The following is a 14,609-nucleotide window of genomic DNA, read 5'->3' on the forward strand; positions in this document are numbered from 1 at the left end:
GGAGTCCAGCTGTGAGCGGGTTCCGGTCCGGCGGCAGCCGCGCCGAGCGGTCCGAGGTGCAGCGGCGGCTCGCCACGGCCCGGCGCGGGGCCGAGCTGCTGGACCGGAAGCAGCGCATCCTGCAGGCAGCCATCGACGGGCTGCAGGAACGCGCTGATGCGGGTATCCGTGCCTGGGAAACCAGCGCCCGGACGGCTGCGGTGTGGCTGCAGCGCAGTACCGGGCTGGACGGTGCGGACCGGCTGCTGGAGGCGGCCCCACCGGACCCGGCGGTCGCCGTGGTGCAGTGGGGCGGGGCGATGGGCATCTCGTATCCCGAATCCGCATCCTGCACGGTGCCGACGTCTCCGCCGGCCGGCGGCAGCTCCGCCCTGGCGTTTGCGGCGTCGGCGCACCGGGCAGCCTTGGAAGCGGCCGTGGCCGCGGCGGCCGGGCAACGGGCGTTGCTGCTGGTGTCGGAGGAACTCGCGGCCACCCGAACGCGGCAGCGGGCTGTAGAGAATCGGTGGATCCCCCGGCTGGAGGAACAGTTGACAGCTATCGAACGCCGGATCGCCGAGCAGGAGCTGGAGGAGAGCCTGCGCCTACGCTGGGCCGCCGGGCTGATGTGAGGGCGGGAAGCTGCTTCATTCGTGCGGGCCATAGCGTTGAGTCCGCATGGAGACCACGGATACCGCGGCCATTGCGGCAGCAGTCAGGGCGAAAACACCGGCAGCCCCGCTAGTCGCAGCCAACAACCCGACGGCAGCGGGGATAGTGGACTGGCCCAGTCTGTTCGCGCTGAGGCGCAGCCCCAACCATGTGCTGCTGGTACCCGGGCTTGCAGCGAGCGTAATAGTGGTCATGGTTAGCGGCTGTCCAATGCCCAGGGTTACGCCGACCAGGGCGATGACGACCGCAAGGACCCAGGTATCCCACGGCGGCACCAATGCTCCGATCAGCAGCGCAGAGGCAGCTGTGGAACCGATGATTAGCGGATTGCGGCCGAATCGCCGGACCAGCGGGCCGATCACTGTACGGGACGCCATGGTCGTCACGGCTCTCAGGCTCAGCAGCAATCCGACGGTAGACGCCGGTATCTCTCGTTCCACGGCCAGTGCGGGCAGGTAAACGGTGAGCAGGTCAATGGCGCTCAGAACCATCATGCTGACTCCCATGGCTGCCAGGATCGAATACCTGGTGGAGCGGGGAGTCCTGAGCGCTTGCCGCAGTGATCCCGCCCGGCGGGGAACGACTGCAACTGCGCGGGGTGACCGGAGCATAAAGACCGTTGCGACGGCCAGACAAACGGTTCCGACAAGATAAGCAGTGAAGAGGAAATCAGTGTCGGGAATAGTGGCGGATCCGCCCGCCACCGCAATGAGCGCAGGACCGAGTGCTTGCCCGGCCGACCCGGCGAACGTATAGACACCGAACGCGGAGTCGAGCTTGGCACGTTCCCCCCTGGCTACACGGCCCTGTTCGGCAACTACGCACAGAACGTGCCCGAGGCCCAGCGTGATATTCCAGACGATCAGGAGGAACAGGGACGGCGTCCACAACAGGAATCCCATTCCTGCCAGAAGCATCAGTCCGGCTCCGCAGATCAGCATTTTCCCGTCATGCCCCCGGTCCGATGCACGGCCGAGGAGTACCGCCGCAAAGAGTGGCAGTACGGCGAAACTCGTGGAAACGAGTCCCAGGAGGGCCGGTTCGACACCTATTTCAAGTGCCCGGTATGCGGTTGTGGGCCGGACGATGTAAATGGTGAGTTGAAGAAAAAACGCGTGGATCAGCAAGGACCACGGCCACTGCTTCATACAGGCGTCCTGCGGTTAGACGCGTCATGTCTCACTGCTTGCACCGCTTCCGACGTTGCTCATGGGAATGGCAGGCCCACCACAGCTGCGGTGGGCCTGCCGCTGACCAGCGGGCTAATACAAGCGCCTGCTAACCCGTGTAGCCGAACACGGTCTTCCAGATTTCGGCATCCGGTTCGAGGTTCTCAATGGACTCCTCCATCGTGGAGCGGTAGATGGCATCCGCTTCCGGCAACTCAAGATCCCCAGCGGTTGGACTTTCGAGATCGGTCCTCGCCGGATAGTCGCCCTGGGCTGCGGAAACTGCCAGTGCGCGCTTCGAGAGGAGCCACTTGGCGAACACCTCGGCAGCAGCCGGGTGGGGCGCACTTGTTGTCCTGCCGACGTAGAAGGCGTAGCCGGCCATGCCTTCCTCCGGCGTGGCGAGGGTGATCGGCGCCCCCGCTTCCTGGGAGCTGTACCCGGTAGCGATGGGTACTGTGGCGATACTGATTTCGCCTCGTGCCAGTGCATCGGTCTGCGCGGCGACGGAGTCGAAGATGCGGGGTTCCTGGGCGGCGTAGCCTTCGAGGTACTCCTCGCCCAGGGTGTCGAGCTGGAACCGGGTCAGCGCCGAGGTACTTCCTCCCGCACCAACCTGCACAATGCCCAGTTTCCCCTTCCATTTCGGATCCAGCAGATCAGACCAGTTCTCCGGCGCATCCTCGGGGGAAACAAGTTGGTTGTTGTACGCGAAGCTGTACACCCGGTCGAATGACCGGTAGTAAAGGCCGTCTTCATAGGTGGCGTCGTCTGTTAGTTGGTACTCGGACGGCACTTCGAAGGGTGAAAAAGCGCCTGATTCCGCAACAGCCAGGGTCAGGTCCTCCCCCGAAATACGGATGACGTCGGCACCGAGCTTCCCCGCACCCTGCTCGCTAAGGATCCTTTCACTCAGCCGGTTCGGGGCTAGGCGGATGGTTTCGACGCTGATACCGGTATCAGCAGTGAACGCTTCCGTTACCTGGGCTTCCGATTGTTCGCTTCCACCGGTGTAGAAGATAACCGAGCCCTCGTCCTTAGCCGCTTCGAATAGCTCGGCATCCACCAGGGTTTCTCCTTCTACCACCAAGCCGTCGCTTGTTTCGACCTCAGCATCACTTCCCGGATCGGACCCGCCTCCGCACCCGGTAAGCAGGAACGATGCCGCCATGAATCCGGCGAATAGTCTGTATTGCGTCGATTTCTTCAAGGTGTTTCCTCTCTAGGAAAATTTAGGCTTCTTGCTTTGCGCCGAATCGGCGGGCAAGAAGTGAAATCACGAGCAGGACCAGCGAATAGAGAATGCTTATTGCGGCAGAACGTTGCAGGACTCCATTGTCAAAATCATCAAAGATGACGATCGAAAGGAGTCGCGTATCGGTAGTGAACAAAAAGAGCGGGACGGTAAGTTCACGCATAGAGAGCATCAGGAGCAGCAGGAAAGTCGATGTAAGTCCCACCCGCATCAACGGCAGGGTAACTTTTGACACCGCACGCACCCTGTTTGCGCCGTGCATGACTGCGCTGTCTTCGAGGTCCCGATCGATTTGGAGAATCGATCCGGCTATCCCGCGGAAGCCCTGCGGCAACTGTGCTGCGGTGAAGGCGATGACCATGAGTGCCAAGGTGCCGTAGATCGGAATGGGCATAATGAGCCAAGTCCAGAGCAACCCCAGTCCGAGAACAATCGACGGAACCGCAAGCGGCAGCATGGCAATGTACTCAAGAAGCTGCCGGCCTGGCAGCTTCGTCCGGTTGACGACGTACGCGAGAATGAAACAGAGCGCCGTGCCAATGATGGCCGCGCAGATACCGACAATAATTGAATTGGCGGTCGCCTTCAGCACAATATCGGAGGTGAATGCATCGACAAAGGTGGAAAGCGTCAAAACCCCCGGCTCAAACATCTTGGTGAGCGTCGAGATGTACGGAGAATCGTGAAGTGCGACCGTCAACAGCGCCAAGAGGGGCAGCACTGCCGAAAGGACAAAGTAGACGATTCCGAGCAACAGGGCCGGGGTTCGGAATTTCCCAAGACTGACCTTGCGCGGTTTGATGCCCTTACCCGAGACCGTCGTGAAATTGCGTTTGGCGAGCATTCTCCGCTGCAGCATCGTGACAGCCAGGACCACCAGGACCAGGCAAACAGCAACTGCCGCCGCTTCATTGCCCCGTGAAGGCGCGCTGTTCATCAACCGGTAAATGTAGGTGGGCAGCGTATCAACGCCTCCTGCTCCTCCGATGATTTGCGAGACCGGGAAGTTCTCCACCGTCAATGTGAAGACCAGGATCAGTGAGCCTAGGATGGCTGGAGTCGCTAGTGGGAAGGTGATTCTCCTCATGACTTGGGACAACGGAGCACCATGTACGGATGCGGCTTCTTCCAAGTCCGGATTCATCAGACTGAACGAACTATGAATCAGCAGGAAGGCGTAGGGCGCGTAGTAAAGGCCGAGGACAAAGATCAATCCACCCAAGCCGTAGATATTCACGACATTGCCGAAGCCCAGGTCCCGGGCCAGCGTGTTCAGAAGACCGGCATTTGGTGCACCCAGAATTCCCCAAGCTAGCGCCCCCACGTACGAAGGCAGGAGCATGGGCAGGAAACCTACGAAATATAGGAACCTTCGGGCCCGCACATCGGACCGGGCAGTTATAAACGCGAGGAAGGCCCCGGTTACGAGCGCTATCAGGGAAGATCCCAGCCCTACAAGCAGGGAGTTGATGGTGGCTTGTCCCACTCCGGCGGTAAAGAGGCTGACGTAATTCCCCATCGTCAACCCCCGCAGCGAGATGTTGCCGGGCCGCGGAGTTTCGGAGGTGAAGGAGGACAAGACCACCAGTGCCATCGGAAGGATGACAAGGATGACAAGCAGGACGAGCAATAGGATCGGAACAGGGAACCGCCGCAGTCCGCGGCGGGCATGACCCTGGGCCGATCGCCCGGCCGGGCGTGTAGTGCTGTTTTCCGCAACGTTCGGAGGGTTGCCCACCGACGTACTCATGCCGCTGCCACCTCGGTGGGGAGTACCTGCACGCCGGCGGATGGAATGCGGACGGTCACCTCGTCATGGAGCTTGAACTGCATCGCCGCGGCTTTCGGAGCAAGAACGTTGAAGGTCAATCCCTCATTGGTCTTTACATGGAACTGGACTGTTGGTCCCTGGAAACTCTGAACCGTGATGATCCCGGGCACGGAGTTCATCCCTGCCGCCTCGGGAGCCGCCAACTCCAGATCCTCGCCTCGGATACAGGCCTTCAGGTCGGACCCGGAAGTGCTGTACGGCCCGACTTTCAAGGCGATATCGGAGCCGGACAGCTTGATGGTCGAACTATCGACTTCCGTCACCGGAATGATGTTGGATACGCCGAGGAAGTCGGCGATGGAAGCGCTCAGCGGGCTTCCATAGATATCGGTGGGTGTGCCGATTTGGACAATGCGCCCGTGCTGCATCAGCGCAATCCGGTCAGCAAGTGCCAGCGCTTCGTCCTGGTCGTGGGTGACATAGATGGACGTCAAACCCAACTCCAGTTGGAGTTCCCTCAGCTCGATGCGCAGCCGGTCGCGGAGTCGGGCATCAAGGTTGGACAAGGGCTCATCCAGGAGTAGCACCGACGGCTGCATAACGAGACTCCGGGCCAGGGCAACCCTCTGCATCTGTCCTCCGGAGAGCATGCTGGCTCCGCGCTCGGCGAGATGGTCCAGCCCCACCAGCTTCAGGGTCTCAGTGACCCGCTGCCGCATTTCGGATTTGGGCGTCCGTTTCATCGTGAGAGGGAAGGCCACATTTTCAAACACAGTGAGGTGCGGCCATATGGCGTAGGACTGGAAGACCATGCCAATGTTTCGCTGATGCGGCGGCTTATCTATCCCTTTCGCGCTATCGAAAACATAGTCTCCGGCAATGCGGACACTTCCCGACGCCGGCTCCTCGAGCCCGGCAATACATCGCATGGTGCTTGTTTTCCCACATCCTGATTGCCCAAGGAGCACGACAGCTTCGCCGTCTTCAACGGTCAGGTTCAAGTTGTCGATGGCGGTGCTGTCGCCGTACTTGAGCACTAGGTTTTCAACTTCGATGTTCATGTCGGGTCTCCGGTAGTTGAGAGGTAGCTGGTTAGCACTGGGATTACGGCACAGGACGAGTCAGTTCAGCGTTCCCGCTGGGAGCCAGGGAGGAAATCCATTTCAAGGTGCCTTGAGTCATCCACGATTCGGTGCCCAGGTCCCGGAGGAATTTCAGCGCATCCTCGACTTCATGCCGCCGGCGCTGAGCATGCTGGCGCGATCCGACAAGGAGCCGGTCCACAAATTCCCCGCCCTGGGGACCAAGCTCCGTCGCAATCTCGGCCAGAAGCCAATCGGAGCAGTCAGCAGCTTCACCCGCTGCTTCACACTCGAGAACCAGCCCCGCCAGCCCTTTCATGAACACGCTGCGGAGCAGTTTCCTGCCGGCTGCGGCGCCAACCGGCCCGGCCACGATTTCAACCGGCGACTCCAAGGCGCGAAAGACCCGCGCGAAGTCTTCGGCGCCTTCACCGCTGGCCAGCAAGGGTGTTTTGCTGCCTGCCCGCGGCACGGGAGCCATCACTGCGACGTCCGCCATGCCCACGCCGTGTTCCGATGCCACGGCTGCCAGCTGGGCTTTCACCCAAGGACCTGCAGTGTTGAAATCCGCATAAACCGCGGCCCGCGGCAGGAGCGGAATAACGTCCTCGGCGACCTGCAGGCAGACGCCGGCGCCGACAAGACTGATAACAACGTCAGCCGCGTCTACCACCGACCGCAGACTGTCGACCTGGTTAATGCCTTCCGCATCAACGAACGGATCGTACCCGCGAACGGTTGCGCCAGCTTGGGCGAGCCCTTTCGCATAAAGCTGCCCTGCCTCGCCTAGACCCAACACAGCAATGACACTCATGCGATTTCTCCGAAACGACGTTGTTGACAGAATGATTTACAGTATTGTCAACAAAATGTGATGTGGTCCACCTCACATAGCGCTTCGTTACCCAACCGTTACCACTTGCGCCAACAGGACGGCGCTCAGAGGAGTTCCGATGACCCCAGACCCCGCCCGCGCGGCCCCGCGCCCCCTTTCCCTAACCGATGCACTACGCGAGGGAATCATCAGGGGAGACTTCGTACCGAACCAGCGGCTCATCGAGAGTGATCTCACCGCCCAATACCGAGTAAGTCGCAGCGCTGTGCGCGATGCTTTGTCCGAACTGGCAGTCGAAGGCCTTGTCCAACGTGTACAGAACCGCGGCGCCCGCGTGCGCTCTGTGTCCATTGAGGAAGCCGTGGAAATTATCGAGGTGCGAAGCGCTGTCGAGGCTTTGTGTGCAAAAAAGGCCGCGGAATGCGTCACCGATGCGCAGGTTCTGGAGTTGCGGGAAACGGGGCAGAAAATGCAAGACGCTGTAGCTACCGGTGAGCTCGAACACTATTCATCGCTGAATAAACGCCTTCACCGACGCATAGTCGAGATCAGCGGGCAGCTGACCGCCTCAGCGACCATCGAGCGGCTGAGAGCACAGAGCGTTCGACACCAGTTCCGTCTCGCTATGCAACCTGGCCGAGCCGCCGTCTCCCTTCCTGAGCACCTGGAAATCATTGAAGCAATTGCGGCACGGAATCCGGAAAAGGCAGTGAGGCTGATGGAAACCCATATGGACAGCATCGCCCTGGCCATCAGCAATACCGGCCGATAGCCATCCTCCGACCCCTCTTTCAACCGGACCGACCGGTCGATCGCATACAGTGGCGGCATCGAAACTTCACGCCTGCGCCGCCGCACTGCCCTTGCCTGCGCCGCCGTCGCGGTCCTGGTGCTGGGCTTGGTCGCCCGCACCGGGCTGCCGGGGATACTGGGCGACGCGTCCGGCGGGATCCTGTATGCCGCGCTTCTGTATCTGCTGCTGGCCTTCGTTCTCCCGGGGGCACGGCTGTGGCGGGTAGCAGGTGCCGCCGTCGTGTTCTGCGTCCTGGTCGAGCTGTTCCAGCTCACCGGCTATCCGACGACGTGGGGAACCACGTGGCCGCCGCTGCGGCTGGTGTTCGGCACTACCTTCAACTCCTGGGACCTTCCCGCGTATCTGATGGGTGCCGCGGGAGCCTGTCTGGGTGACCGGCTGCTCGGCCGCATGCAGGACCGCCGGAACCGGGATCGGGTCAGGGCTTAAACGCCACGGCGCGCACGGGCGAACCGTCCAGTCCCTCCAGCCGCAGGGGCAGCGCCGAGAACCACGGTTCCGGCCACGGCACCGTGTCCAGGTTCGTCAGGTTCTCGACAATCCCGCCTCCTGCGCCCAGGAACACATCGTGGAACGGCAGGAACGTTCCACCCTCGGCATGTCCGGGTTCCGCCGGCCCCGGCGTTGGATCCGGGTTGAGGGTGTCGACGCCGACCAGCCGCACCCCGGCCTCCACAAGACGTTCGGCGATTTCGGCGTCGAAGGTCGGGTGCTGCAGGTAGGTGCGGGTGTTGAAGTGCCGGGACCAGCCAGTGCAGAACAGCACAACCGTTCCGGGCAGCAGGCCCGCCAGTTGCCCGCTCACGTCCTTCCATCGGAGGACGGTGTTGGCGGCGGGCTCGGGCAGGGAGACTATCCGTGCGGGACCCATGAGGGCCTCCAACGGCATCGCGTCCACGGGAGTACCGTCCTGCACCGTATGCAGCGGCGCGTCCAGATGCGTTCCGGTGTGGCTGCCCAAGTGCAGCTGCGCCACGGCGAAGCCGTCCGCAGCCACTGTGGCCGCACTGTTTAGCTCCACGGACGGGTCGCCGGGGAAAACCTGCATTCCGGTGCGGACCGGATGGCTGAGGTCGACAACCTGCATCGGCTACACCGTTCCGTCCGCAACCGCGGCGGACTCGCTCAGGTGGAGGGACTGCGGCCGGCCTGCAACCACTCGGCCGGTCACCGCGCACCAGCCGAGGTAGAGGACAAAGGTGAGCGCAAAGGTGGGAATGGTGGCCCCGAGCGGACTGGGCAGCACATAGGTCAGGAGCACGGAGGCACCCGCGCCCACCAGCCAGGCCACCAGTGCCGCGGCGTTGATGCCGCGCCGGAACCAGTAGCGCCCGCCGTCGCCAAGCAGGATGTCCGCGCTGTACGAACGTTTCTGCACTACGTAATAGTCCGCGATCATCACCGCGAACACCGGAATGAACAGGGCGCCGATGACGGTCAGGAAGGACGTGAAGCTGTCCAGCAGGCCCAGCCAGGTGGAACCGAGGACGGACACGGCACCCAGCACCACGGCCGTGGGAAGGAAGCGGATCCGCCGGGACGGCACCATGTTCACCACGGAGGAGACCATGCCGTACACCACCATGGTGTTCGTAGCCATCACGGACAGGAAAATCACCACGGCCAGCGGCGCGCCGAAGATCGCCACGATCAGGGCCGGATCAAACCCCACCGCCTCGCCGCCGTCGAGCACAACGTAGCCAATCGCGGTGGCGCCCAGCGCCATGGCCAGAACTGTCGAGACCACGTAACCGACGGCGGAGCCGGCCACACCGGCGGTCTGGGACTTCGCCAGCCGGTTGAACTCGGCGGAAAGTACAGTCCAGGAGATGGCTGTGGCAATGACGACGTCGAGCACGGAGATCGCCGACATCCCGGCGTCGGCGTCCCGGGGAATGGCAGCGAAGTCGGCCACCGGGAATTCCCGGAACGCGACGGCGAAGACGTAGGCCATGATGGCCAGGATCACCAGGGCCAGCCACGGCTCCACCCGGGCGATGCCCTTATGGCCGAAGATGGCCAGGGCCACCACCAGCAGCTGGCAGAGCACGGAGAAGAGGACGGGACTGGAGAAACCGGTGGCACGTTCCACCAGGAAGTTCACCGTGACTCCGGCAAGCATGGCCTGGACCCAGCTCCAGCCCATCAGGATGACCACGTTTGCGGCCACGGGCAGGAACGAGCCACGCAGTCCGAATGACCCCTTGGTCAGGGACATGGTGGGCAGCCCGGTGCGGGTGCCCATGTTGCCCACCAGCACCAGCACTGCTCCCCCGATCAGGGTGCCCAGAACAATCATGCCCAGGGCCATGGGCCAGCTGACGCCGGGAACGAAGAGGGTTCCGGTGAGCAGGGTGGTGACCACGAGGTTGGCGGCCAGCCAGATCATGCCGATGCGCCCGACGCCGAGGGTACCGCGGAGCGGGCCGTAACCCTCGGCGTCCTTGTCGAGGCGGCGGGACAGACGGGTCCAGGCGGACGGCTGCGCGGTTGCGGACATTTGGATTCCCCTTAGGCGACGACGACGACGGGCGTGGCGCCGGCGTCGGCACCTTCTGCGGCACCCGCATCGGCCGGCTCGAGACTGAAGCCGGGGTCCGGCACCGGGGACAGATGCTCGTGGACTGCCAGGATCCGGTCACCGGACCGGGTGAAGACGATCGTTTCCCGTTCCCTGGTGGTCGCCGCGGCGCCGGGCGTGCCGGCCGTGGTCAGCACCGTATGGCTGAACACCGCGCTGGTGCCGTACACCTGCACATGCGCCTCGGAGCTCTCACACGCAGTGACCGACCAGCCGTCAGCTAGCCAGAATGCCCAGAGCGCCTCGTATTCGGCACGGCTTTCAAGCCTGGCCGGCTCTGTATGGAAGACGAAGGTTGCGTCCGGAGCGAACGCCGCGAAGTACGCCTCCGTGTCGGTACGGGAGAACGCGGCGACCAGGCGGGCCGCCGCGTCGAGGACGTCGTTTTCGGACAGGGACCGGGCCGGAGCGGGGGTATCCATGGGCCAGCCTTTCGGAACGGGCTGCAGGCAGCGTAAGCGGATGGGGCGTTTCTGAAACGCACTCTGAGGAAACAACTGGTGCGTATTAGAAAACCTGCTCCAGTCTGATGTGAGCGCTGTCACGTGTCAAACGGAGCGGGGCGGCCCGGTGGGGGCCGGCGCCGCGAGCGCCGGCCCGTCCCGTACCGCCTACAGCCGGAAGCCCTCGTCCAGCCGCTCGATGATGGTGACGTTCGCCTGGCCGCCGCCCTCGCACATGGTCTGCAGTCCGTAGCGGCCGCCCGTGCGTTCGAGTTCATGCAGCAGGGTGGTCATGATCCGCGCACCGGTGGCGCCGATCGGGTGGCCCAGGGCGATGCCGCCGCCGTTGACGTTGACCTTGTTCATATCCACGCCGAGCTCACGCTGCCAGGCCAGCACCACGGAGGCGAAGGCCTCGTTGATTTCCAGCAGGTCCATGTCCTCGATGCTCATCCCCGTGCGCTTCAATGCATGGCGGGTTGCTTCGATGGGGGCGCTGAGCATCATGACCGGGTCATCCCCGCGGGCGGAGATGGAGTGGATGCGGGCCCGCGGCTTCAGGCCGTAACGGCGCACGGCATCCTCGGAGGCAAGCAGCAGGACGGCGGCGGCGTCGGAAATCTGCGATGAGGTGGCTGCAGTGAGGTGCCCGCCCTCGGCCAGCGGAGCCAGGGTGGCGATCTTCGCGCGGTCGGGATCGCGGGGACCCTCGTCTGCGGTGACCCCGTTCATGGCGAGGATTTCCCGGTCAAAGCGTCCCTCGGCCTGCGCGGCGATGGCGCGGATGTGGGATTCGACGGCGAAGTCCTCCATCTCCTCACGGCTCAGCCCCCACTGCTTCACCATCATTTCCGCACCGATGAACTGTGAGATCTGCTGGTTCCCGTAGCGCTTTTCCCATCCCACGGAACCGGCGAACGGATTCGGGAAGCCCAGCTCCTTGGCCGCTGAGTTGGCGAAGGACAACGGGACGGAGGACATGCTCTGCACGCCGCCGGCGATCACCAGATCGCTGGTGCCGCTCATGACGGCCTGCGCCGCATAGGACACGGCCTGCTGGCCTGAGCCGCACTGGCGCTCCACGGTGGTGCCGGGGACACGTTCGGACAGGCCCGCCGCGAGCCAGGAGGTGCGGGCAATATCCATGGCCTGCGGTCCCACCTGGTCGATGGCGCCGAGGATGACCTCGTCATACTCTTCGGAGTCGATCCCCGTGCGCCGAACCGTTTCGGCAATCACGTGCGCGGCGAGGTCGGCAGGGTGGATTTTACTCAACCCCCCGTTGCGCTTGCCGACGGGAGTGCGGACGGCGTCAATAATGAACGCTTCAGCCATGGTCGAGGGCCTTTCGTCGTTGTAAGGCAGGTTGGTCGCCAAGTCTTCGGGACCCGGGGCGGCACGCGATGCGCAAGGCATGTGCCGTGCACCACAATAAGCGATTCCGGCGCGCCGGTAACCAGACCGGCGGTATGTGTCCGGCCGTGCCGTCGTGCCGGTCCGTGCGCGTCGCTCCGCCCTCCGGAACCCTGCGGTTTGTCCGGATTCCTTCGGCTTGTCCACGCCCCCCACTCCGAATCCCTGGCTTTGTCCAGATCCCTTCGGTTTGTCCGGATTCCTTCGGTTAGTCCACGTCCCCCACTCCGAATCCCTGGCTTTGTCCGGATCCCTTCGGTTAGTCCACGTCCCCCACTCCGAATCCCTGGCTTTGTCCGGATCCCTTCGGTTTGTCCACGTCCCCCACTCCGAATCCCTGCGCTTTGTCCAGATCCCTTCACTTTGTGACAATCCCTGCGCCGCGCGGCGTAGGGATCGCGACAAACCGCAGGGATTGCGACATAACGCAGGGATTCAGCACCGGCCCCGCACCATCCACGCCATCCCCGCACACCAGCACCAGCACCCACCCCGGCCCCGCGACCCCGACCCCCGCACCCAGCACCGGTCCACGCCATCCCCGCACCCCGAGCACATGCTCCAGTTCCTCAACCCCAAACCCAAACCTAAAGAACCCTTGCTAAAGACTCCTTTAGCACCTAGCCTCAACCCATGACCCAGACCCCGGACCCCGCCGAACCCGGCCCTCGACAGCATGCGGCAACCCCGGGAGCGCCCGGCGAGCAAGTGTTCGCCGATCCGGTGCAGATCCGGGCGCTGGCGCATCCGGTCCGACTGGAACTGCTCGGCCACTTGGACGACGCCGGGACGGCCACGGCAACTCAGTGCGCCGCAGCCATCGGCGAATCCGTAGCCAGCTGCTCCTACCACCTGCGCATCCTGGCCAGGCACGGCTTCATCGAACAGGTCCAGCAGGCAGGGCGGGAAAAGCCGTGGAAGACGGTTGCACTCCACCGCTCGCACGTCATCGATCCGGAGGCGCCCGGCTCCGTGCACGCGGTTTCCGCCGTGGCAGCCATAGAGGTGGACCGCCAGCTGGCACGCATCCAGTCCTGGCTCCGCCGCTCCCCCGCACTTCCCCCGGAGGACCTCGAGGTGTCCACGGTGCACGAGGCCCGCACCTACGCCACCCACGAAGAAATCCTGCAGCTGCGCGAAGACCTGTGGCAGCTGGCCCGACGCTTCGAAGGCCGCTGGGAGAACCCGGACCAACGCCCCGAAGGAGCGGTCCCGGTCCGCCTGTTCTCCGTCCTCAATGTTGATCCGGGGCCGGAATGACAACGACGCCGCCGGCAGTGGGAACCAACCGTGAGGTCCTGCGCGTTCCCGGCTTCCGAAGACTGGCGTTCGCCTGGGTGTTCTCCAACTTCGGCGACTCGGTGCTGTTCCTGACCGCCGCCATCTGGGTGAAGCAGCTCACCGGCAGCGACGCCGCCGCAGGCCTCGTCTTCGCGGCCCTCGGCCTCCCGGCCCTGCTGGCACCCTTCACCGGCCGACTGGCAGACCGCTACCGGCGTCGACCGCTGCTCATCATCAACAACCTGGGCGCCGGCGTCGTCGTCCTGGCCCTCCTGGCTGTCCGCGGCGTCGACACCGTGTGGCTGGTCTATGCCGTCATCTTCGTTTACGCCATTTCCTCCTACATCACTGCAGCCGCCCAATCCGGACTGCTCCGCGACCTGCTGGACACCCGCCTCCTCGCCCCGGCAAACGGCATCCTGAGCAGCATCGACCAGGGCCTGCGCATCGTCTCGCCGCTGGCAGGCGCCGGAATGCTCGCCCTCTGGGGAATGCACACCGTTGTACTGCTCGCCAGCGCCTGCTTCCTTGCGGCCGCGCTGATCCTGGCCACCTTGAAACTGGCCGAAACGGTCACCGTCCGGGATGCCGGTGAGACGTTCTGGCAGAGCACGACGGCGGGGGTCCGTTTCATGGCACGGCACCGCCTGCTCGGCCGCGCCCTGCTGACCCTGGGTATCGCCATGGGAGCCACCGGAATCCTCAACGTGACGGTCTTCGCGACGGTGGAGCAGGGCCTGGGGAAGCCGCCGGAGTTCCTCAGCGTGCTGCTGGGCGCGCAGGGAGTCATGGCGGTTCTGGGCGGGCTCACGGCAAGCCTGGTGATCCGGCGTTTCGGGATCCGTCGCTGCATGGTCTTCGGCGTCGCCCTGCTTGCCGGCGGCGTACTGACCACCGCGCTTGCCTTCCTACCCCTGGTGATGGCCGGCGCCGCGGCGGTGGGCACGGGCGCTTCCTGGATGATCATCGCCTTTGTCACGCTGCGGCAGGAAGAAACACCGCCGGGCATGCAGGGCCGGACCGCGGCCGTAACGCAGGTAATGACCAACTTTCCCCAGGTGGGGGCCTCGATGCTTGCGGCGGTACTCATCGGGATCCTGCCCTACCAGGTGCTGGTGACGGCCATGGCCGCCGTGTGCCTGCTTGCGGCAGTGCCCCTGCTCTCCCGGCACGCACACCCGGCCGGCAACGCGGGTGACGGCGACGACGGCGGCACCGACACACCCGTCCGGGTGCCCGACACAGGGCGGGTAGAATGAAAAAGCTGTGTTCTGAGCAGCCGACTGCCCGGCAGCAAGCAGTTCCCCCGCCGGC

At 64.0% G+C, this 14,609-nt stretch carries 14 protein-coding genes; 5 read left to right on the forward strand and 9 right to left on the reverse strand.

Annotated features, from left to right (window positions below):
• Nucleotides 1-11: 11 nt before the first annotated feature.
• Nucleotides 12-611, forward strand: a complete 600-nt coding sequence (locus LJ760_RS09915) for a V-type ATP synthase subunit D (protein WP_227922288.1) — start codon at nt 12-14, stop codon at nt 609-611.
• 15 nt (nt 612-626) lie between these two features.
• On the opposite strand, the gene LJ760_RS09920 is transcribed toward LJ760_RS09915, so the two are convergent.
• From LJ760_RS09920 to LJ760_RS09940, 5 genes are all read right to left on the reverse strand, one after another.
• Nucleotides 627-1,799: an MFS transporter gene (locus tag LJ760_RS09920; RefSeq protein WP_227922291.1), complete on the reverse strand. Its 1,173-nt coding sequence runs from the start codon at nt 1,797-1,799 to the stop codon at nt 627-629.
• A 130-nt stretch (nt 1,800-1,929) separates the two neighbouring features.
• Nucleotides 1,930-2,907 (reverse strand): ABC transporter substrate-binding protein, encoded by a 978-nt coding sequence (locus LJ760_RS09925; protein WP_227922293.1) that lies wholly within the window; start codon nt 2,905-2,907, stop codon nt 1,930-1,932.
• A 145-nt stretch (nt 2,908-3,052) separates the two neighbouring features.
• On the reverse strand, nt 3,053-4,825 hold the full coding sequence (locus LJ760_RS09930; RefSeq protein ID WP_227922295.1) for an ABC transporter permease: 1,773 nt from the start codon (nt 4,823-4,825) through the stop codon (nt 3,053-3,055).
• Entirely contained in the window at nt 4,822-5,907 is a 1,086-nt protein-coding gene (locus LJ760_RS09935) for an ABC transporter ATP-binding protein (RefSeq protein ID WP_227922297.1), read from the reverse strand. Before LJ760_RS09935 ends, LJ760_RS09930 begins: the two co-directional genes overlap by 4 nt.
• A gap of 43 nt (nt 5,908-5,950) precedes the next feature.
• A complete protein-coding gene (locus LJ760_RS09940; RefSeq protein ID WP_227922300.1) occupies nt 5,951-6,742 on the reverse strand; it encodes an NAD(P)-dependent oxidoreductase in 792 nt (263 codons plus the stop codon).
• A 139-nt stretch (nt 6,743-6,881) separates the two neighbouring features.
• Here LJ760_RS09940 and LJ760_RS09945 point away from each other — a divergent pair, with 139 nt between their 5' ends.
• Nucleotides 6,882-7,535 (forward strand): GntR family transcriptional regulator, encoded by a 654-nt coding sequence (locus tag LJ760_RS09945; RefSeq protein WP_227922304.1) that lies wholly within the window; start codon nt 6,882-6,884, stop codon nt 7,533-7,535.
• A gap of 126 nt (nt 7,536-7,661) precedes the next feature.
• Complete coding sequence (locus LJ760_RS09950; protein WP_227922306.1) at nt 7,662-8,006, forward strand: ribosomal maturation YjgA family protein; 345 nt, start codon at nt 7,662-7,664, stop codon at nt 8,004-8,006.
• On the opposite strand, the gene LJ760_RS09955 is transcribed toward LJ760_RS09950, so the two are convergent.
• The 4 genes from LJ760_RS09955 to LJ760_RS09970 all read right to left on the reverse strand — a co-directional run bounded on the left by LJ760_RS09955 (nt 7,996) and on the right by LJ760_RS09970 (nt 11,936).
• The gene (locus tag LJ760_RS09955) at nt 7,996-8,664 is read right to left on the reverse strand and encodes a cyclase family protein (protein ID WP_227922307.1); all 669 of its coding nucleotides are present in this window, start codon (nt 8,662-8,664) and stop codon (nt 7,996-7,998) included. The two genes, LJ760_RS09950 and LJ760_RS09955, sit on opposite strands and share 11 nt — an antisense overlap.
• A gap of 3 nt (nt 8,665-8,667) precedes the next feature.
• A complete protein-coding gene (locus LJ760_RS09960; protein WP_227922310.1) occupies nt 8,668-10,077 on the reverse strand; it encodes a purine-cytosine permease family protein in 1,410 nt (469 codons plus the stop codon).
• A gap of 11 nt (nt 10,078-10,088) precedes the next feature.
• Nucleotides 10,089-10,580, reverse strand: coding sequence for a YybH family protein (locus tag LJ760_RS09965; protein ID WP_227922313.1), 492 nt, complete (start codon nt 10,578-10,580; stop codon nt 10,089-10,091).
• A gap of 189 nt (nt 10,581-10,769) precedes the next feature.
• Nucleotides 10,770-11,936 carry an acetyl-CoA C-acetyltransferase gene (locus LJ760_RS09970; protein ID WP_227922315.1) on the reverse strand — a complete coding sequence of 389 codons (1,167 nt, stop codon included), beginning with the start codon at nt 11,934-11,936 and terminating at the stop codon, nt 10,770-10,772.
• A gap of 711 nt (nt 11,937-12,647) precedes the next feature.
• On the opposite strand from LJ760_RS09970, the gene LJ760_RS09975 reads away from it, so the two are divergent.
• Both LJ760_RS09975 and LJ760_RS09980 read left to right on the forward strand, forming a co-directional pair.
• Nucleotides 12,648-13,274: a winged helix-turn-helix domain-containing protein gene (locus LJ760_RS09975; protein ID WP_227922317.1), complete on the forward strand. Its 627-nt coding sequence runs from the start codon at nt 12,648-12,650 to the stop codon at nt 13,272-13,274.
• The gene (locus tag LJ760_RS09980; protein WP_227922320.1) at nt 13,271-14,554 is read left to right on the forward strand and encodes an MFS transporter; all 1,284 of its coding nucleotides are present in this window, start codon (nt 13,271-13,273) and stop codon (nt 14,552-14,554) included. Before LJ760_RS09975 ends, LJ760_RS09980 begins: the two co-directional genes overlap by 4 nt.
• Nucleotides 14,555-14,609 lie beyond the last annotated feature (55 nt).

Origin of the sequence: Arthrobacter sp. zg-Y895 (assembly GCF_020731025.1) — a bacterium.
GTDB lineage: Bacteria > Actinomycetota > Actinomycetes > Actinomycetales > Micrococcaceae > Arthrobacter_B.

What these genes read in the sequence shown, in the direction of transcription:
- LJ760_RS09940 (WP_227922300.1), bottom strand. Translation starts at nt 6,742, where the DNA reads ATGAGTGTCATTGCTGTGTTGGGTCTAGGCGAGGCAGGGCAGCTTTAT.
- LJ760_RS09920 (WP_227922291.1), bottom strand. Translation starts at nt 1,799, where the DNA reads ATGAAGCAGTGGCCGTGGTCCTTGCTGATCCACGCGTTTTTTCTTCAA.
- LJ760_RS09965 (WP_227922313.1), bottom strand. Translation starts at nt 10,580, where the DNA reads ATGGATACCCCCGCTCCGGCCCGGTCCCTGTCCGAAAACGACGTCCTC.
- LJ760_RS09960 (WP_227922310.1), bottom strand. Translation starts at nt 10,077, where the DNA reads ATGTCCGCAACCGCGCAGCCGTCCGCCTGGACCCGTCTGTCCCGCCGC.
- LJ760_RS09955 (WP_227922307.1), bottom strand. Translation starts at nt 8,664, where the DNA reads ATGCAGGTTGTCGACCTCAGCCATCCGGTCCGCACCGGAATGCAGGTT.
- LJ760_RS09975 (WP_227922317.1), top strand. Translation starts at nt 12,648, where the DNA reads ATGACCCAGACCCCGGACCCCGCCGAACCCGGCCCTCGACAGCATGCG.
- LJ760_RS09945 (WP_227922304.1), top strand. Translation starts at nt 6,882, where the DNA reads ATGACCCCAGACCCCGCCCGCGCGGCCCCGCGCCCCCTTTCCCTAACC.
- LJ760_RS09935 (WP_227922297.1), bottom strand. Translation starts at nt 5,907, where the DNA reads ATGAACATCGAAGTTGAAAACCTAGTGCTCAAGTACGGCGACAGCACC.
- LJ760_RS09980 (WP_227922320.1), top strand. Translation starts at nt 13,271, where the DNA reads ATGACAACGACGCCGCCGGCAGTGGGAACCAACCGTGAGGTCCTGCGC.
- LJ760_RS09930 (WP_227922295.1), bottom strand. Translation starts at nt 4,825, where the DNA reads ATGAGTACGTCGGTGGGCAACCCTCCGAACGTTGCGGAAAACAGCACT.
- LJ760_RS09970 (WP_227922315.1), bottom strand. Translation starts at nt 11,936, where the DNA reads ATGGCTGAAGCGTTCATTATTGACGCCGTCCGCACTCCCGTCGGCAAG.